Origin of the sequence: Bacteroides sp. 51, assembly GCF_010500965.1 — a bacterium.
Classification (GTDB): Bacteria; Bacteroidota; Bacteroidia; order Bacteroidales; family Bacteroidaceae; genus Bacteroides.
On the sequence record NZ_QVMI01000001.1, the window covers coordinates 487,696 to 505,192 of the forward strand.

Consider the following 17,497-nt stretch of genomic DNA (forward strand, 5'->3'; position numbering starts at 1 on the left):
CACATGAACAACAGGAGGTTATCATGGACACAAGAGAGAGAAATCGCTATCAAAGCGAACGCCAGAAAGGCAACAGTAGTCAACACAAAGAGACTGAGACGCAAGTAAAGATTACAAAAAATCAAAAAGGAGGAATATTCGAACATGACCCTGAGGAACAGGAAATAGCGTTCCTTTGCAAGGGTAGAGTTAAGCTTTCATTCACTAAGGAAAAGGATGAAATAGTAGAAGAGGGAAAGATGATGCTACTCCCATTGGGCGAGCATCTGATTCTAGAAGCGCTGGAAGATACATATATGTGTATATGCAAGCTTAATCCGGAGGTTGCTATTTGCGAATCGCTCAGGATAGAAGTGTTATGCAAATCCATACCACGGGGAGAAAAGCCATTTAAACCGCTGGTTATGAAGGAGCCGATTATCCGGTTCCTCGACTCGCTTATTTTGTGTATCCAGGATAAGTTGATGTGCACTCATTTCTTTCAAATGAAAATGAGTGAGTTGATGTTCCTGCTCAGGGCATATTATCCTAAAGAGGAAATCGCAACGTTTTTCTTCCCGCTATTGGGGGGTGATATGGTTTTTCGTAGTTATGTTTATAAAAATGCTACAGCAATCAGTTCCGTAAAAGAACTGGCAGCAAAAGCCAATATGAGTGAGAGGGGGTTTTTAAAAAGGTTTAAACGAGTCATGGATTGCACGCCGGCTGACTTTATCAATGCACAAAAAACAAAGCAAATACAAAAGGAGTTGCTATATACGCATTTGCCGATCAAAGAGATTAGCGATAAATACGGCTTCTCTAGTGTTCAAGCTTTTACAACGTTTTGCAAGAATAAGCTTAAAAAAACACCGGCCAGAATCCGCAAAGAGAATTGTTTTTCCGAATAAAAACGAAAAGTACGTTGTTAAACTAAAAAAGTGCGTTAATAAGTAATTCATAGGAAGAGATGATGGGTTATCTTTGCAAATGCATCAGGGAGATTGTTTTAATTCCATCACTCCGAAAGTGACAGAGGGAAGAAAAGCGATCTTAAACTACAAATATAGACATTTTTCACAAGAAAGAGGACTGTTTAGGCGACTTTCTTTTTTATCACACTTGAAATCTTATCGCTAAGCAGATCCATACGCGAATCCTCAAAGGAATCCAGGTATGTAATTGTTGTCTTTACATTGGTATGACCAAGAGCTTCACTAATCATCGGAATGCTTACCATCTCATATTTAGCAATAGTGGCCCAGGAGTGGCGGGAGACGTGGGTAGTCACCTTCTTTTTCAGTTCGGCCATACAGCCAAGCGCGTGCAACCGATTGTTCTGAACACGCAACCCCGACTCATATTGGAGACGTTCGCTACCCCGGCGAGGGTCGACAATTGGAAATACATAAGGAGATCCGGTATCTTTTTCCATAAAGTAATCCAAAATACGTTGCATGGATCCGGTGATTTTAACCTGTAGCTGTTGTCTGCTTTTCTTACGGGTATATATGATCTTATTTTCCCGGATCTCATTCTTACGCAGATAGGCCAGATCGACATAAGACATACCGCGCGCATGAAAACAAAACATAAAATACATCAGCGCCTCATGCAGATGAACAGTGTATCCATATCTTCTCTCAAGCGAAAGCCTGGAATTAAGGGATACGGGTGAAGCCCCCATTTCGTCAATAGACTTCTTGTAGTTCTCCAGACGATTGGTCAAAACCAGCTCCAGATCGGCAAGTTTATTCATTTCTTCCTTGCTCAGCGCACGCTTCACGGTAGGAGAAACACCAGTGTATACCTTCTCAAAAGGTTTATCTCCACGGCTGGAAATAATTCCATCCCGAATAGAACGGTTATAAATGGCGCGTATATTGCGCATATAAAAAGAAACCGTATTCAGGAAAAGTCCCCGGGCAATCAGACTCTCCTGATAGGCATTCAGCAAACTTGCAGAGATATCTCCTATACACAGGGGCTTACCTCCATTAAAGCTAATCAGGCTCTTGGTGGCCGAACGATAAGCGCGTGCCGTACGCTGACGGCCTTCCGCAGAAAGCTGGTTACTCACATGCTCGGTATAGGACAGCAGGTCATCGTTTTCAGGAGATCCTTTGAAAGCGCACAGCACATCGTCTACCGTATATTCTGCTCTCGTTTCGAATAACGAAACGATCATCCGCAACCTCGAAAGGTCTTCCCGCATGCAAGCATCAATGTGACTTAAATGAGCCGAACGGGGAGTTCCCGTTGAAGGTAGAACAACTTTACCTAAGGCTGCATTCCATTCGGTAGGGAAAACCGAGTATGTTGTAGACAGGTTTTTGTATTGCCGCTTACAGATTATACGGATAAATAGTTTTCCCTCAACATCCATCCCTTTTGAGGAGGGACGGAAATGAAATTTAAAAGTAAATGACATAGTTTTAAAGTTTAAATTATTACTAAAAAATTACGCCATTTGAGCACAAGCAGGTTTATTTAGTCTACTAACGCAAAGTCCAATTGTTTCTTTTCCAGATTCGCCCGGGCTACCTTTATCGTGATCGCATCCCCCAGGCTATACGTACGGTTCTTACGTCGCCCACGGAGACAATAGTTCTTTTCATCAAACTCATAATAATCGTCGTCAAGGTCGCGGACCGGAATCATTCCTTCACATTTGTTTTCGTTAAGTTCGACATACAGTCCCCACTCTGTTACGCCGGAAATGACGCCATCATATGTCTGCCCTATTTTATCCATCATAAACTCTACTTGTTTATATTTCACGGAAGCCCGTTCGGCATTAGCAGCAATTTGTTCCATTTCCGAGCTGTGCTCGCATAACGCTTCGTATTTTGTTTCGGATACACTACGTCCGCCTTCAAGGTATTTAGACACAAGACGGTGCACCATCATATCGGGGAAACGACGAATGGGCGAAGTGAAATGTGTATAATACTCAAAAGCCAGGCCATAGTGACCGATATTAAATGTTGAATAGCGGGCTTTTTGCATCGCACGGATAGATACAGTCTCTATCAGGTTTTCTTCTTTCTTTCCCTGAATATCATCCAACAGGTGGTTAATGGATTTGGAGACATCTGTCTTCGTGCCGCTTGTACGTATCTTATATCCGAACCGGGCGATGAACTGCGCCAGATTATCCAGCTTTTCCGGATCGGGCAGGTCGTGGATACGGTAAGGAAGAACCTTGGCTTTTTTGTTCTTAGGCACTTTACCTATCTTCTCGGCCACGGTTCTATTGGCCAGCAACATAAACTCTTCGATCAGTTTATTGGCATCTTTAGATACTTTGAAGAATACTCCCAGTGGTTTACCATTCTCATCAATATCGAACTTCACTTCATAGCGATCGAAGTTGATGGCTCCACTGTTAAAGCGCTTCTCGCGCAGCGCTTTGGCGATTTTATCGAGTGCCAGAATTTCTTCGTTGTAATCGCCCTTACCGGTTTCAATCACATCCTGCGCTTCTTCGTATGTAAAACGCCTGTCGGATTTGATTACGGTATGTACTACGCGGGATTTCTTCACTTCGCCTTTTTCTGTAATATCGAATATGACGGAATAGGTGAGCTTTTCTTCATCGGGGCGTAGCGAGCAGATAAAGTTCGACAATCTTTCGGGGAGCATGGGGATGGTGCGGTCTACCAGATACACTGATGTAGCACGCTTTTCGGCTTCACGGTCAATGATACCACCTTCTTTTACGTAATGGGTAACATCGGCTATATGTACGCCAACTTCCCAAAGGCCGTCTTTGAGTGGACGGATGGAAAGTGCATCGTCGAAGTCTTTCGCGTCTTTAGGGTCTATCGTAAAGGTGGTTACTTTACGGAAATCTTCGCGGTTGGCAATATCTTCCTGGGATATTTCGGCCGGAATCTTTTCGGCGGCAGTTTCTACGGCTTTAGGGTATACGTAGGGTAGACCGAATTCGGCGAGGATGGCGTGCATTTCGGTGGTGTTATCGCCTGCTTTGCCAAGTATATCAATGACTTGCCCGATAGGATTCTTTGCTTTGTCGGGCCATTCAACGACTTTCACGATGGCTTTATCGCCGGTTTTGCCGCCTTTAAGTTTTTCTTTAGGAATGAATATATCGTTGGCCAGCGTACGGTTTTCGGTTACCAGGAAGGCGTAGCCTTTGGTTACTTCGAGTGTTCCGACGAATGTATCATTGGCGCGTTCAATGATCTCGATTACTTCTCCTTCCGCATCGCGACTTTTACGTTTAGCATAGAAGGCAATGCGAACTTTATCGTTATTCATGGCATGGGCCGAATTGCGTTCGGCAATAAAGATAGATTCACCTCCGTCTTCGGGGGTAAATGAGTTCTTGCCGTTGCTCTTGCGGTGGAAGGTGCCGACCAACTCCTTGCCACGTCTATTCAAACGATATTTACCCTTATCAACTTCTACGATGTAATCGTCGAGTTGCAATTCGGACAGAATATCTATACAAAGCATTTTCAACGGATGGGTCGTAAGCCGTAGTTCTGAGAAGATATATTTCAGGGTGAGGATTTCGTCGGGTTTGGCCTGGAAGAAGTCTACTAACTTCTCGGCCAGTTGCTTCTTTGTCATTCGCTTGCCAGCCTTCTTTTCTTTCTTTTTTGCCATAACTATGTTTCTTTTAGAATTATTCAGTTCAGGAGTAGTTCTTCCTCTCCTTATATATCTACAAAGAAAGTGAATAATTGTTTATTGAAATAATAATTTATAGTAAATATTAGTCCCTTTTTTTAAAAGAAGAAGAAAAGACAAGCAGAAATCAATATATCTGTTATCTTTGCAAAATATCTTTGGGAGGCAGCATAACTATATTAAGGATAGATGGCAACGAGCATACTAATAACCGGAGCAAGTGGGTTTATTGGCAGTTTTATCGTTCAGGAAGCGTTGAAACGCAAATTCAGTGTCTGGGCCGGAATGCGATCCGGCAGCAGCAAGAAGTATTTGCGCGAACGAAAAATACACTTCCTTGAGTTAGACTTTGCCCACCCCAATGAACTACGCGCCCAACTATCGGGATATAAAGGCACATACAACAAATTCGATTACATCATTCACTGTGCCGGAATCACCAAAGCAAAGAACAAGAAAAGCTTCGACCGGGTAAATTATCTGCAAACGAAGTACTTCATCGACACGCTGATCGACCTGAATATGGTTCCCAAACAATTTATCTACATCAGTTCGTTAAGTGTATTTGGCCCGGTGCACGAGAAAGACTATGCTATGATCAAGGAAACGGATATGCCTGCTCCTAACACCAATTATGGCATGAGCAAATTAAAAGCCGAACTGTACATTCAAGGTCTTCCCGGTTTTCCTTATGTTATCTATCGCCCCACGGGAGTGTACGGTCCACGCGACACGGATTATTACCTGTTGGCGCGCTCAATCAAAAAACATATCGACTTTTCGGCCGGCTTCAAGCGCCAGGACCTGACGTTCATTTACGTAAAAGATATGGTGAATGCCATATTCCTGGGACTGGATAAGAACATCACCCGCCGCACTTATTTCTTATCAGATGGAAATACCTACCAAAGCCGCACGTTCTCCAATCTGATACGGAAAGAATTAGGAAATCCGTTTGTATTTCATATAAAATGTCCGTTATTCATTTTAAAAACCATATCTTTGCTGGCTCAATTTGTATCAAACCGCTTGGGAATGACAAGTACCCTCAATGGTGACAAATACAAAATTATGAAACAAAGAAATTGGCGTTGCGACATTTCTCCTGCCACAGAAGAGCTGGGCTTTACACCTAAATATAGCCTGGAGGAAGGAGTGAAAGAGACAATTGCCTGGTACAAAAGTGAAGGATGGCTCTAGACTTGTTTAAGAAGGTGGAAACCCGGAAAGGGTTGTTCGCCGTAGAGAAGGTTTCGTTAATATACAACCTGCTCACCAGCATTTTAATCTTATTCCTATTCCAGCGGATGGATCATCCGGTGACCATGTTGATCGAGCGGATAGCGATTGCTGCCATGACGTTCTTATTGATTTACCTTTACCGTCTGGCACCCTGCAAACTTACCGGCTTTATACGAATGGCGTTACAGATGGGACTACTGGCCTACTGGTATCCCGATACGTTTGAGTTTAACCGCGTACTGCCGAATCTTGACCATGTGTTTGCCGCGGCGGAACAATGGATGTTTGGCTGTCAGCCCGCCATTATGTTCTCACATTATCTGCCGCAGATATGGGTCAGCGAGCCGCTCAACATGGGATATTTCTTTTATTACCCCATGATATTCGGAGTAGCCATGTTTTATTTCATTTACCGCTACGATTTGTTCGAAAAGCTGGCTTTCGTGCTGGTAACCTGCTTCTTCATTTACTATCTGGTGTATATATTCGTACCTTGTGCGGGTCCTCAGTTTTATTTTCCGGTTATTGGATATGAGAATGTAGAGCAGGGCATCTTCCCTGCCATTGGCGACTATTTCGATAAGAACCCGCAAGTATTACTGGCTCCCGAATATGACCGCGGATTCTTCTACAACCTGGTGAAGGGTTCGCAACAGGTGGGCGAACGCCCCACGGCAGCATTCCCTAGTTCGCATGTGGGCATATCGACCATCCTGATGATTATGGCCTGGCGGGGAAGCCGGAAACTGTTTGCTTGCCTTTTCCCCTTCTACGTATTATTGTGCTGCGCCACGGTTTATATACAGGCACATTACCTGATCGACTCTATTGTAGGATTCGTATCAGCATTTGCATTGTATGTATTGGTAACGAAGATGTTCAAGAGGTGGTTTGCCAAACCGATGTTCAAAGACCAATAAACGAGGAGCACCAAAAAGCCGAAATGGGTTTGTATATATTTTGCACTGCGTGGTTTCTTCCAATGAATCAACGTTCATTTTTTGATGCGACAAAAATAAACTTTTGATTCGACAGAAATATTTTTTTGATGCATCAAAAATTTATTTCTGTCGAATCAAAAAAGCCGAATAACAGAAAGTGCCGCTACAAGCCGTATAAGGGCTCTTTTCTTTTTTTTGCCTTTTTTACCTCGTTTTGACAAATTTGGCACTGATTGTAAAACAAAAGTGATGTTTTTTAGATTCCTGACTCAATTTCATCGAATATCCGGAACAAGTCTTCTACCGACTCTGTGCGCAGCATGGCAATACGGGTTTCGCGGAAGTTGGGGATTCCTTTAAACAAAGGGGTTGCCGCAAGGTGGCGGCGGATATGGATAATACCCCGGCGTTCGTCCAGCCGCGCAACACTGCTCAGCACTTCCTCGCGAAGCACATCCAGGCACCATTTGAAAGATAGAGGGGGGAGTTCTTCGCCCGCTTCCAGATAGTGCTTTACTTCCTTGAATATCCACGGGCGACCGATGCTACCACGGCCAATCATGATGGCATCTACCCCGTACCGGTCGAAACACTCTTTGGCACGTGCCGGACTGGTGATATCTCCATTGCCAATGATAGGTATATGCATCCGCGGGTTATTCTTTACCTCACCGATCAATGTCCAGTCGGCTTCGCCGGTGTACATTTGCGCACGGGTACGGCCGTGAATGGCCAATGCCGCGATGCCGCAATCCTGTAATCGTTCGGCCAGATCGACTATAACCTTACTGTTGGCATCCCAACCCAGGCGGGTTTTTACGGTGACCGGTAGCTGCACGGCATCGACCACGGAACGGGTAATTTCCAGCATCTTCGGGATATTCTGCAACATACCTGCCCCGGCTCCTTTGCCTGCCACCTTTTTTACGGGGCAACCGAAGTTGATATCCAGGATATCGGGCTGGGCTTCTTCGACAATACGCGCCGCCTCGGTCATGGCATCGACTTCCTTGCCGTAGATTTGTATAGCCACAGGACGCTCTTCATCGCAGATATCCAGTTTCTGGCGGGTTTTGTTCACTGCGCGTATCAATGCGTCGCTCGAAACAAATTCCGTATATACCATATCTGCTCCGAAACGCTTGCACATTAAGCGAAATGCGGGGTCGGTCACGTCTTCCATCGGAGCCAGAAAAATCGGGTATTGTCCTAAATCTATATTGCCTATCTTCATATGTGCTGCAAAAGTACAGAAAATAGGCCATTTATTATTATACAGTGAATTGTTTTAGTATCTTTGATTTGTATCTATAAAGTAATATCGCCTTTGTGCCAATGAGCCTTTTAAATAAAAACCTAATTCACTTCATCATAACATTTTTGTTTCTAACCTCGTCTACCCTTTGGGCGTATGGGGCAAAGAATGATTCGCTGGTATATATAGAAGTTGATAAGAAGGTATTCCTTGACCAAGAGAAGTTCTTTTACTTCAAAAAGGATCTGGACCTGACCATGTCTCTCAAAAAGAGGAAGGACGTGAACTCTATAACGGGGGTATTACTGGCAACAACAGACAATAACAACCTCACCTCTACCCTTATTCTGGATTGGGAAAGAGGACGAAACTATACGGATATCGTTCTATTAAGCAGGGAACGGGTTAGTAAATTCACCTTCGAGAACACCGAACTGTTTAATGATTCTGTGGCTACTTCCGTACATTTTTATGCCAACGTAAAACAAGACAGTGCCATGCTGGTACTTGCCGGAGACACGGTCCATATGGGGGGAATGGGCTTTACAATCAAGAACGGGTATAAGTTCTCCGTCCTTCCGATCTTATCTGTTAGTCCGGAACCGAATGTGCTTCCTGTATTGACGATACAACAAATCAATATATCTGTGGCCAAACGTTCTTTCTTCGAATCGACGTGGTATTGGTATGTATTGATTATTGTGGTAGACCTGCTCATCTTCCTGTGGATACATCTGCGAAGAAAAAGGAAGAAGAAGCTCATTGCCGAAAGAACGACGGCGTATGCCGAAGGAAGAAGCGAGAATCAGCTTCAACAAATAGAACTACCGCACAAAAGTGCGATTTACCTCTTCGGGAACTTCCAGGTATATGATAAGGATGGCGAGGATATTACCAAACGGTTCTCTCCGCTGCTGAAGGAGATGTTGACCGTGCTTATCATTCACTCCTCCCAGAAGGGTATTTCGTCGGATAAGTTAAATGAGTTGTTCTGGTTCGACAAAGACCGGGTCAGTGCAAAGAACAACCGGGCGGTAAATATCGGGAAGTTACGTTCATTATTGAATTTGGTGGGAGACTTTGAATTATCTAATGATACGGGGTATTGGCTCTTTGATTCCAATACTATCTTCACGGATTATATCCAGTTCTCCAAACGATTCTTTAATGCAGATATCCTTCAAAAGGAGGATGTTGAAATGCTCATGGCACTCAGCAAACGAGGCAATCTGTTGCCCGACACGGACTACGCCTGGCTGGATAGTTATAAATCAAACATCTCAAATCTGGTATTGGATCATTTCTGGAAGTATGCCAACTCTCTCAACTTCGAGAAGGCAGCCGAGCTTATTATTGATATTGCCGACCGCATTCTTCTGTTTGAACACATCAACGAGCAAGCGCTTTACCTGAAATGCAAAGCGCTGAGTCTATCGGGACGTCACTCTTCTGCCAAGAAAGTTTATGATAAATTCCGCTTGGATTATGAAGCGGTATATGGTGTGCCTTTCCGCACTGCATTTACTACTCTGCTGGAAAAAACTAGCTGGGATTAAGCAGCAAGGTGCTGCTGCCAAGTCTTCTCCTTTCCTCACCACCTAATGTTACATAACCGAATAAAATGACGGTTTTGCATTGGGCGGTTCGCGAACCGCCCCTACAGTAATCAATACAGGAAACCTGCTGCGGCGGTGGTCATCTTTATAAATTCGTGAGCCACATTAGGTGTTTCCTGTTTCTCCCAATTCAACGCATAGCCTTTTGATGCTTTAATCTTAGAAACTTCATTCCAATAATACAGTCCGCGGGCATAGCGGTATAACCCCTGGGCATCGGCACCGGCCGTATGATTCAGGCTGGCGTCATTGGGGTTGGTATCGGCAGTACCCAGATGCAGGATTAATTCTTTGCCGAAGAATGTCCTTACTCCTGCTTCCGTAGCCGGAGAATTCTTTAACCCATAGGGATAATCGACCGTAAAATCAGGAACGGTATACCACCCGGCATTGGCTGCAACACCACGATGTACCCTGTTATTGGGTTTAAACGTCATAAAGCGATGTACAAATTGCGCACCTGCCGAGTGCCCAAACATATCATACTGCTGTTGCCGGTTGCCGGTTTCCGATTTGATATAATCAAAGAGGGGTTCAATAACGGAGAATGTCCACGATGCCTCGGCCAGAAGTGTACCGCCCGAAAACATGCCACCTTCAATGTATTGGGAGCTTGAATAGGTGTCGGATGGGAATTCCAATGCAAAAACCATGATTTGCTTTTGTTTGGCGATATTGATCCATGCAGCCAGATAATCATTTGCATTTCGTCCGGTACCGGGAAAGACCATGAGTACGGGCATGTCTTTCATAGCCGTTTCGGAAGGAATATAGAAATGGATCTTCACCGGTTTGTTCTTTAAAGGTTCGTATCCGGTATATTCAACTATGCCCTGACCGGGGCGCAACGAGTCGGTAATGACCTCGTTGTCTTTATCATCATCACTCCAGCATCCGGCGAGGAAGATAGATAGGATGAGGATAGACAGTATTTGATATTTCATAAATCAACAAGATTAAATAGAACAGCGGTTCTGAGAAACTTTCTCATCTGCTTTGAGAAAGTTTCTCAGAACCGGCTAGAATACTACATGGAGAGTCAATTCGCCAATAAACTCCTTATTCGCCGTATCCAGCTTAGGGAACTTGGTGTACGATCCCGCCAGTTGCACTTTAAAGCGATTATCAATGAGATACTTGGAGATACCGGCTTTGTATGACTCGGCTTTATTTATCAATGCCGTTTTATCACTCCATTCGGGTTTCACGTACGAGTAGCGCACATCTACCGCCCAGTTTGATGGGAACAGGTATCCGGCCTGAACATTAAATCCATCGCCCAGTATCAGGTAATCGGCAATTTGCTTAGGCACCAATTGCGCATTGGTTGCGGGGCGGGTGTATAAACCATCAAGTCCGTCGGCAGTTGCGTTGAAATATTCGGCAAGGAAAGTAAAGCCGTTATATTTCATCATTAAATCAATGGATAATTCCCGGTAATCCGGATAATCTTCCTTTCCGTCTTTATCGTACATCACAACATTACCGTGACCTTTACCGATTGGATCGCTTACACCTACATTGTAACTATATGCCCCACCAATGGCCAGCTTCAGTTTCTTTTCGCGGGCAAAGTCTGTATCAGTCAACTCATTTCCCGGCGAGAAGAAGCCCAAAGGATAGAATGAAGCGCGACCGCTATACTTAAATCCACCTAAATCATAATCAAGCGAAGAGCTTCCGAAAGAGTTACGACCATCTCCACTGGTCACAGAGCCGCCCACTTCAAGGCCAACGGGACCTAGCGGGAAACGGGTTTCAAGAAATACACCCAGTTCGCGTCCGCTAGTGAAGAACACCTGATCCATATAGCTGCGATCGCCAAGCGCCAGGGAAGTATCTTTAAACAACATAGAACGTGGACCGGACAATGATTGTTTCTGACCGGCAGTAACCGTCAGCCATTCGGTAGGATGGTAAGCCAACCAAGCATCCAACAAAGGATAAGAGTCGGCGAAATCGAATTGGGTAAAGAAACTCAGTTTATTGTTGAGGAACTTACCTCCGATGTTTAAATAAGCCCGGCGAATATCAAAGCGAGTCTCCGAGTCCTGGCCTTTAATATCTATATACTGGCCGTCCAGTTGTACATATCCACCGATATTAATAACCTGCTCACCACCATTCAGGGAGATGTTAAGTCCTTTACCAAACTCCATGTCGATGGAATTATTATTCTTTTGGGCATAACTGCTTGATACGATACTGGCAGCTAATAATATAAATAGTATCTTTTTCATAATCTATCTTTGTTTTTTAGTTTTTACTTCGCTCTGTAAATAGGTATTTCTTCATTAAGTACGGCCTTCACCACCCGGTAGTTAACAAAACCATTGGCCGATTCCGGTTCCAGCAATACGGTCGCCGCCCGTACAAAGGGCTGGGTGGTATCTACCCGCCACGTTCCGGCAGGAAGACGAACCTCTCTCTCCGAAAGGGTTGTTTTAACCGTTACCGGATATACACCGCCCACCTGTTCGCCATCTTCTTTCAAGGAAGTTACCGTATAAGCCTCAACTGCAACAGTCGTTTCGTTTTCCAGAACAGCAACCTCAATGCCCATTTGCTTGAGTTTTTCCACTGCGTTTGTCTCCGAAGGCAATAAATAATAAGCCGGGGGCAATGGACGGGTCATTGTTACGGTAAAATCTTCCGCTACACGGGCAGGCACATCAAAAGTGACCAGCTTGTTCCTGATGATATCTATAAAAGTGAAAGACATCTCCTTTCGTCCGGAAGTAAAGCTGACTGCAATGTCATCGCGCTTGGCCTGGCTTTCGGCCAGTACATTACGTAAGCGTTCCTCATTCTTCAGCGCTGTTTCTGCAAAGCTCAACGCCAACAGGTAAGCGGTATACGTGCGACGTTTCATTGACACCCGGTCCAGTTTAAGTCCACGGATCTCAAACAAAACAGATACCGTATTTTTCAATGCCATAGCACTACTGGTTGAACGGGGAGATGCTCCACCGACATTGAAATACACCTCGCCAAAGTCCTTCCGTGAAGTATAATACGTATGGTGAGTCAGTCCGTTTTTATCCAGTTCGGCCTTCGCTTCGGTCAGGAAGAGGTCGTTTACCAGATCGCGAAGTACTTCCGGCACATTCGGATTGCTGCTATACAGGAACATTACGTCCCACGGGGTAGATATAATATCACTTGTAATCTGCGAGAAGTCACTGCGGATGGAGTGATATTCGTGAAAGTCAAGGGCGATATGCGGATGAATCCGGCCCACTACGTTGTTCAGGACAACCGCTTCGGGCGTATCAAGCTTACTCTGGTCGCGGTTTAAATCAATACCGTTAGCGGTTACCCGTCGCGAACTCTCGGCGCCATCGGGGTTGACCATCGGCATGATATAGAAATCGGCTTTATCAAGCAAGGCGTTAACTTCCGGAGCCTCGGCCAATTGGCGGATCATATAAAGTACGCCTTCCGTTCCGGCGGGTTCGTCGCCATGCACACGGGCATAATAGAATATACGCAGTTTGTCTGCCCCGTCACTCTTACGGCTTACGGTAACCAACGGAATATCCCGTCCGCGCTGACTCTTCCCTACTGTCTCCATACGGATCAGTTCGGGATGCTCCGCTATGCGAGCCTCAAGGAATTCGTACATTTCCTTGTAGGTAGTATATCCACTCTTCTTCTTAAAGACGGGTATATCCATTTCCACATCCGGTTCCGGGAAGAACTTCTCCGTCACCTTCTTGGGTTGCTGAGCCAATGCGGTAAACAGCCCACAAACGGAAAGGATTACGAATAGAACAAATATCTTTTTCATAACGATCTCTGTATAATGTTAGAAAGCAATCTGCATCATGATATTGAATGTCTTTTCATATCCATCCGAAGTCGTATCCCTATGGGTGCGGACTTCGCCATCGGTCTTCACCAATCCGAAAGTAGCCTGTATTTTAGCGGCATAAGATTTAGTGAGATACTTCGATACGGACAGCTCATATACATCGTTACGGGCATAGTAGAGCGTATTGTTCATATACGAGTATTTATCCGGATTGATATGGGTGTAGCGTGCATCGACCGACCAGAAACTACGGAACATATATCCGCCTTGCAGGTTGAAGGCCGACCCGAGGTTCATGCGGTTCTTGATATAAGCCTCCACATCCTGCACACCGTCGACTTCGAAGTTAGGCGTAGTCGACCCATCGTTACGAACCCGTTGCGTAATAGACGACGACACATGCGCCCAGGACTTAGCAAACTCACCGATAAAACTCCAACCTCTGTATTTAAAGATGAAATCGGCCACAAACTTGGAGTAATCGGGAAGTGCGTAATTACCATCATCGTCCATATAAAGAATACTTCCACTGTCTCTACCACCACGACGGTCGCTCGTTCCATTGCTATAACTATATGCCCCACCGATAAGCAACTTAGGAGAAAGTTCATAAACCATATCTCCCTGACGCGTTTCGCCAGACATGCGGAATAATCCGAACGGCAGGTAATTCAGCCGGCCACCTACCTTCATGCCGCCATAGCGTTTTCCTTTACTCATTGCCCCGTTGCCGTCGGTCAATGCCAGAGACGGACGCAGGTATCCTTTTCCACCTACACGGTAAGTACCTTCGGCGAAAAGCCCCACCTCACGCACAGTACCATAGATGGAAGAAAGTTTGCTTCGCTCATTAAGCTGCAAGGTATTAGAACTCATTAAGAGTTCGCGGTTATCGGTCGGGGTATTGCGCTGGCCGAAAGTGATAGCCAGTTTATTATTTCCCCACGGACGGTATTGAACCCAAGCATCCTGAAGCATGGAGGCTCCCTCGGAATCGGCTTCGCTACCTTTTACGAAATCCAGCCCTATACGATAGCGTATCTTATCGTTAAGCACCTGTCCGTTCAAGCGGATACGGGCACGGCGCATACGCCAACGGGTGTACATATCATCATCGCCCGGATATTTCTGGACGAACATATTGGTTTGCACATATCCGTTGATATTTATTCCGTAACTATTATCGCGGGAGGAGAAGCGAACACCGTCTCCCATTCTGTATTTATTAATAACGGCTTGCCCCCGGGTATTTGCCTCGGACAGGGATTCCGTAAACTCGTCATATTCAATATCGTCATCAATCTGTGCACGCACCTGCGTGTAGGCGGACAACAAGAATATGGTTAGAAATATGATTGTCTTTTTCATTGGTTCTTGAAGTTTAATTTTACATCTCATTCAAAATTCCCTTTCTTCACTACACTACCCTCGGCCATCATAACCGTTCCCCGTGATATAACGGATTGTAGGTTGTAGGCTTCATCAAACAGACAGAAATCGGCATCGAATCCGGGTTTCAGCTTTCCTTTGCCTTTCAACTTCATTGCTTTGGCAGGGTTCTCGGTGGTTAGTTTGAATGCATCTTCGGCATTCATGCCACCTTCGCCAATTAGTTTGACGGTTTGTAGTAGATTCAGGTGAAGCGGTGCCAGTGTATAGGTGTCTATTCCTTTTTCAGGGTCTATCTTCCGCACTCCGGCATTGCCATCGCTACTAAAGGTCATTTTCTCAACAGGAACCCCTTTTTCTATGGCAAGCAAAATCGCTTTATAGGGATCTGTGAACTTGGTTCCTCCGGTAGATACATCTATCATCCCACCCAACCGGGCAAACTCAATGGCCTGATCGAACAATGCCTCGTAACGGATCGTGTGCGTTGGCGAGATGTAAGGGATCAGCGTAGGATACTGACGGGCTATCTCCAATAAAGGCTCCATTCCACCGGGCAATGCACCTAAATGAATGTGCATCACTCCCCCCTTGCCGGATGTAAAACCGCCCAGGCGAACCTGGTTGATGATCCGCAATAGCTCAGTCTGGGTTGGGAATGAACTGCGATCATCGCTAATGGCAATCTTACACCCGATGACCGGATCAACATAAATGAGGTCTTCCGCAATGGAGTTGGTCAGCGTAGGCGTAGGCAGTCCGTAAAAACCGGTCAGCATATAGGCCGATAGCCCGTTCATGCGTAAAGACATGGTTTTAGCATAGAGCTGTGGGAGTTGCTTTACAAAACCATCGGTTCCCAACAGTCCCACTACGGTAGTTGTTCCGCAGGCAACAAGGCTGGTTACGGGCACTTCGGGAGCCAGCGAGAAAAAGCCGGTTTGTCCGCCACCACCAATCACATGTACATGCATGTCGATCAACCCGGGAGTAATGATAGCTCCGTTGGCTTCGATGATTTCGGTCTGCAATCCGTTTACGTGGAGATTGCTATCTATTACTGCGATCTTTTCTCCTGCAACCAGAATATCTACAGGAGCAGCCGAGGCAGTATAAGGGCGTGCATTTCTTATTATTTTAAACATAGCATTTACTGGTTAAAAGGCATAATTATAAATCAGCATAAACAGCAGGGTTCCTCCTAATGGTATCAGGTTTCGTTTAGCCAGATCCATCGGCGATACACCGGCAACATCGGCAATGGCAATAATCACCCCGGCAATGGGCGATGTGGCACGACCCATACTGGAAGAAAGTTGCATCGGAAGAATCATATCCACCGGAGCCATACCAAACTTCTGGGCAATACCCGGAATCAAAGGTCCAAACGAGAAGAACGATGCATTTCCGCTACCCATCAACATGGCGGCAAGGAAGATGATGATCGTAATAAATATACCGATGAATGCACCCGATAGGCCCATGTGCGTAGAACCTTCGACCAATGCGTCGATAAAGCCCAGGCCGATAAGACCTTTAGAGAATATTTCGGCAGCTACGATCAGCGTAATTACACTGGTAAACATCTTACCCATACCATCCCAGAATGCTTTTATCCCGGCAAAGACCACTTTCAAGCTCCTCGAACGGATCAGTTCAAAAGCTAAAGCCACGAACAGAGAGGCAAACATGGCAGTTGTTGTATCCAGGTCGATAGGCGGATTAAATAGTTGAATGTATTTAGAGAACACGATCAACAAAACCAATGGTAGAACAGGCAAAACAGCATATATCAATGGTGCTTCTGCTTTAAAGTTCTCTTTCATCTTCACCGGTTCACTTTCGACCGGCGCTTTTTCCTTGTCCTTCTTGTCATAATACCGATTAGTAAAGTAATATAGCAACATCAACAATAGGGTCATCGGAATGGCCATGAGGAGCTGATGCTCTACGAAATAAAACACATTGTTCATCTCTGCCAGTTCGGAGGCTTTGGCTGTGTTGGCTGAGCCAGGGCCCATATCGAACACGGTACATGCCGAGATTACCGAGGCCGCCGTCAAGCGGGTTACTCCCAGGTTTACCAACACCGGAAGGATGGAGGCGGAGAGCAGTAGCCCCAAACCTGCCGCACTCGGAGTACAGATAAACAGCATCTGACCGATAGGTACAATCGAACAAGCTGCCAGATAAGGGTACTTCCGCAGAAGAGATAGGGGCTGCATGGAAACATAGACCAGCGTATCGCTTGCTTTGATATGTTTCATGTAGGACACATACCCCCCAATCGTCATAATCATCAATCCTACGCGAACAAGGTTACCGGAGAAGGTTTCTTTCACCGTTTTGAACAGGTCGAAAGTGACCGACCCCGTAGGTTCGCTTAAGGATAGAGAGGTTAGTCCCATAAATAAGCTGATAGTCAACATCATGATACCTGTCAACAAGAGTACACCTTGCGGATTATACTTCTTATACAGCCAGTAGGCGGTAAGGATGATGAACTGAACAGCGATTATTGCTCCAATATATATCATATAAGTTATGAGTTTTGAATTATAAGTTATAAGTTTCCATGCGGATAAGTGTTAAGTTTTGAGGT

General features: G+C 45.2%; 13 protein-coding genes. 4 read left to right on the forward strand and 9 right to left on the reverse strand.

Annotation, left to right across the window (positions count from 1 at the left end; genetic code table 11):
* The first annotated feature begins 23 nt into the window (after positions 1 to 23).
* Positions 24 to 890 (forward strand): AraC family transcriptional regulator, encoded by an 867-nt coding sequence (locus D0T87_RS01730; RefSeq protein ID WP_163172200.1) that lies wholly within the window; start codon positions 24 to 26, stop codon positions 888 to 890.
* A gap of 185 nt (positions 891 to 1,075) precedes the next feature.
* On the opposite strand, the gene D0T87_RS01735 is transcribed toward D0T87_RS01730, so the two are convergent.
* Positions 1,076 to 2,410, reverse strand: a complete 1,335-nt coding sequence (locus tag D0T87_RS01735; RefSeq protein WP_163172202.1) for a site-specific integrase — start codon at positions 2,408 to 2,410, stop codon at positions 1,076 to 1,078.
* Positions 2,411 to 2,469: 59 nt separating this feature from the next.
* Positions 2,470 to 4,614 (reverse strand): ribonuclease R, encoded by a 2,145-nt coding sequence (gene rnr, locus D0T87_RS01740; protein ID WP_163172204.1) that lies wholly within the window; start codon positions 4,612 to 4,614, stop codon positions 2,470 to 2,472.
* 213 nt (positions 4,615 to 4,827) lie between these two features.
* On the opposite strand from rnr, the gene D0T87_RS01745 reads away from it, so the two are divergent.
* Together D0T87_RS01745 and D0T87_RS01750 are read left to right on the forward strand one after the other, a co-directional pair.
* A complete protein-coding gene (locus D0T87_RS01745; protein WP_163172206.1) occupies positions 4,828 to 5,838 on the forward strand; it encodes an NAD(P)-dependent oxidoreductase in 1,011 nt (336 codons plus the stop codon).
* Complete coding sequence (locus D0T87_RS01750; protein WP_163172208.1) at positions 5,829 to 6,800, forward strand: phosphatase PAP2 family protein; 972 nt, start codon at positions 5,829 to 5,831, stop codon at positions 6,798 to 6,800. The genes D0T87_RS01745 and D0T87_RS01750 overlap by 10 nt, the downstream gene beginning before the upstream one ends.
* A gap of 277 nt (positions 6,801 to 7,077) precedes the next feature.
* On the opposite strand, the gene dusB is transcribed toward D0T87_RS01750, so the two are convergent.
* On the reverse strand, positions 7,078 to 8,055 hold the full coding sequence (dusB, locus tag D0T87_RS01755) for a tRNA dihydrouridine synthase DusB (protein WP_163172210.1): 978 nt from the start codon (positions 8,053 to 8,055) through the stop codon (positions 7,078 to 7,080).
* 146 nt (positions 8,056 to 8,201) lie between these two features.
* Between dusB and D0T87_RS01760 the strand changes: the two genes are divergently transcribed.
* Positions 8,202 to 9,632, forward strand: a complete 1,431-nt coding sequence (locus D0T87_RS01760; RefSeq protein WP_163172212.1) for a hypothetical protein — start codon at positions 8,202 to 8,204, stop codon at positions 9,630 to 9,632.
* A 110-nt stretch (positions 9,633 to 9,742) separates the two neighbouring features.
* Here D0T87_RS01760 and D0T87_RS01765 read toward each other — a convergent pair whose 3' ends face one another.
* The 6 genes from D0T87_RS01765 to dcuC all read right to left on the reverse strand — a co-directional run bounded on the left by D0T87_RS01765 (position 9,743) and on the right by dcuC (position 17,432).
* Positions 9,743 to 10,636: a hypothetical protein gene (locus D0T87_RS01765; protein ID WP_163172214.1), complete on the reverse strand. Its 894-nt coding sequence runs from the start codon at positions 10,634 to 10,636 to the stop codon at positions 9,743 to 9,745.
* Positions 10,637 to 10,711: 75 nt separating this feature from the next.
* Positions 10,712 to 11,932, reverse strand: a complete 1,221-nt coding sequence (locus D0T87_RS01770; protein ID WP_163172215.1) for a porin — start codon at positions 11,930 to 11,932, stop codon at positions 10,712 to 10,714.
* A gap of 23 nt (positions 11,933 to 11,955) precedes the next feature.
* Positions 11,956 to 13,482, reverse strand: coding sequence for a M14 family metallocarboxypeptidase (locus D0T87_RS01775; protein WP_163172217.1), 1,527 nt, complete (start codon positions 13,480 to 13,482; stop codon positions 11,956 to 11,958).
* Between the two features lie 18 nt (positions 13,483 to 13,500).
* The gene (locus D0T87_RS01780) at positions 13,501 to 14,874 is read right to left on the reverse strand and encodes a porin (protein WP_163172219.1); all 1,374 of its coding nucleotides are present in this window, start codon (positions 14,872 to 14,874) and stop codon (positions 13,501 to 13,503) included.
* A gap of 26 nt (positions 14,875 to 14,900) precedes the next feature.
* Positions 14,901 to 16,040: an amidohydrolase family protein gene (locus D0T87_RS01785; protein ID WP_163172221.1), complete on the reverse strand. Its 1,140-nt coding sequence runs from the start codon at positions 16,038 to 16,040 to the stop codon at positions 14,901 to 14,903.
* Positions 16,041 to 16,052: 12 nt separating this feature from the next.
* The gene (gene dcuC / locus D0T87_RS01790) at positions 16,053 to 17,432 is read right to left on the reverse strand and encodes a C4-dicarboxylate transporter DcuC (protein ID WP_163172223.1); all 1,380 of its coding nucleotides are present in this window, start codon (positions 17,430 to 17,432) and stop codon (positions 16,053 to 16,055) included.
* Between the last annotated feature and the right edge of the window lie 65 nt (positions 17,433 to 17,497).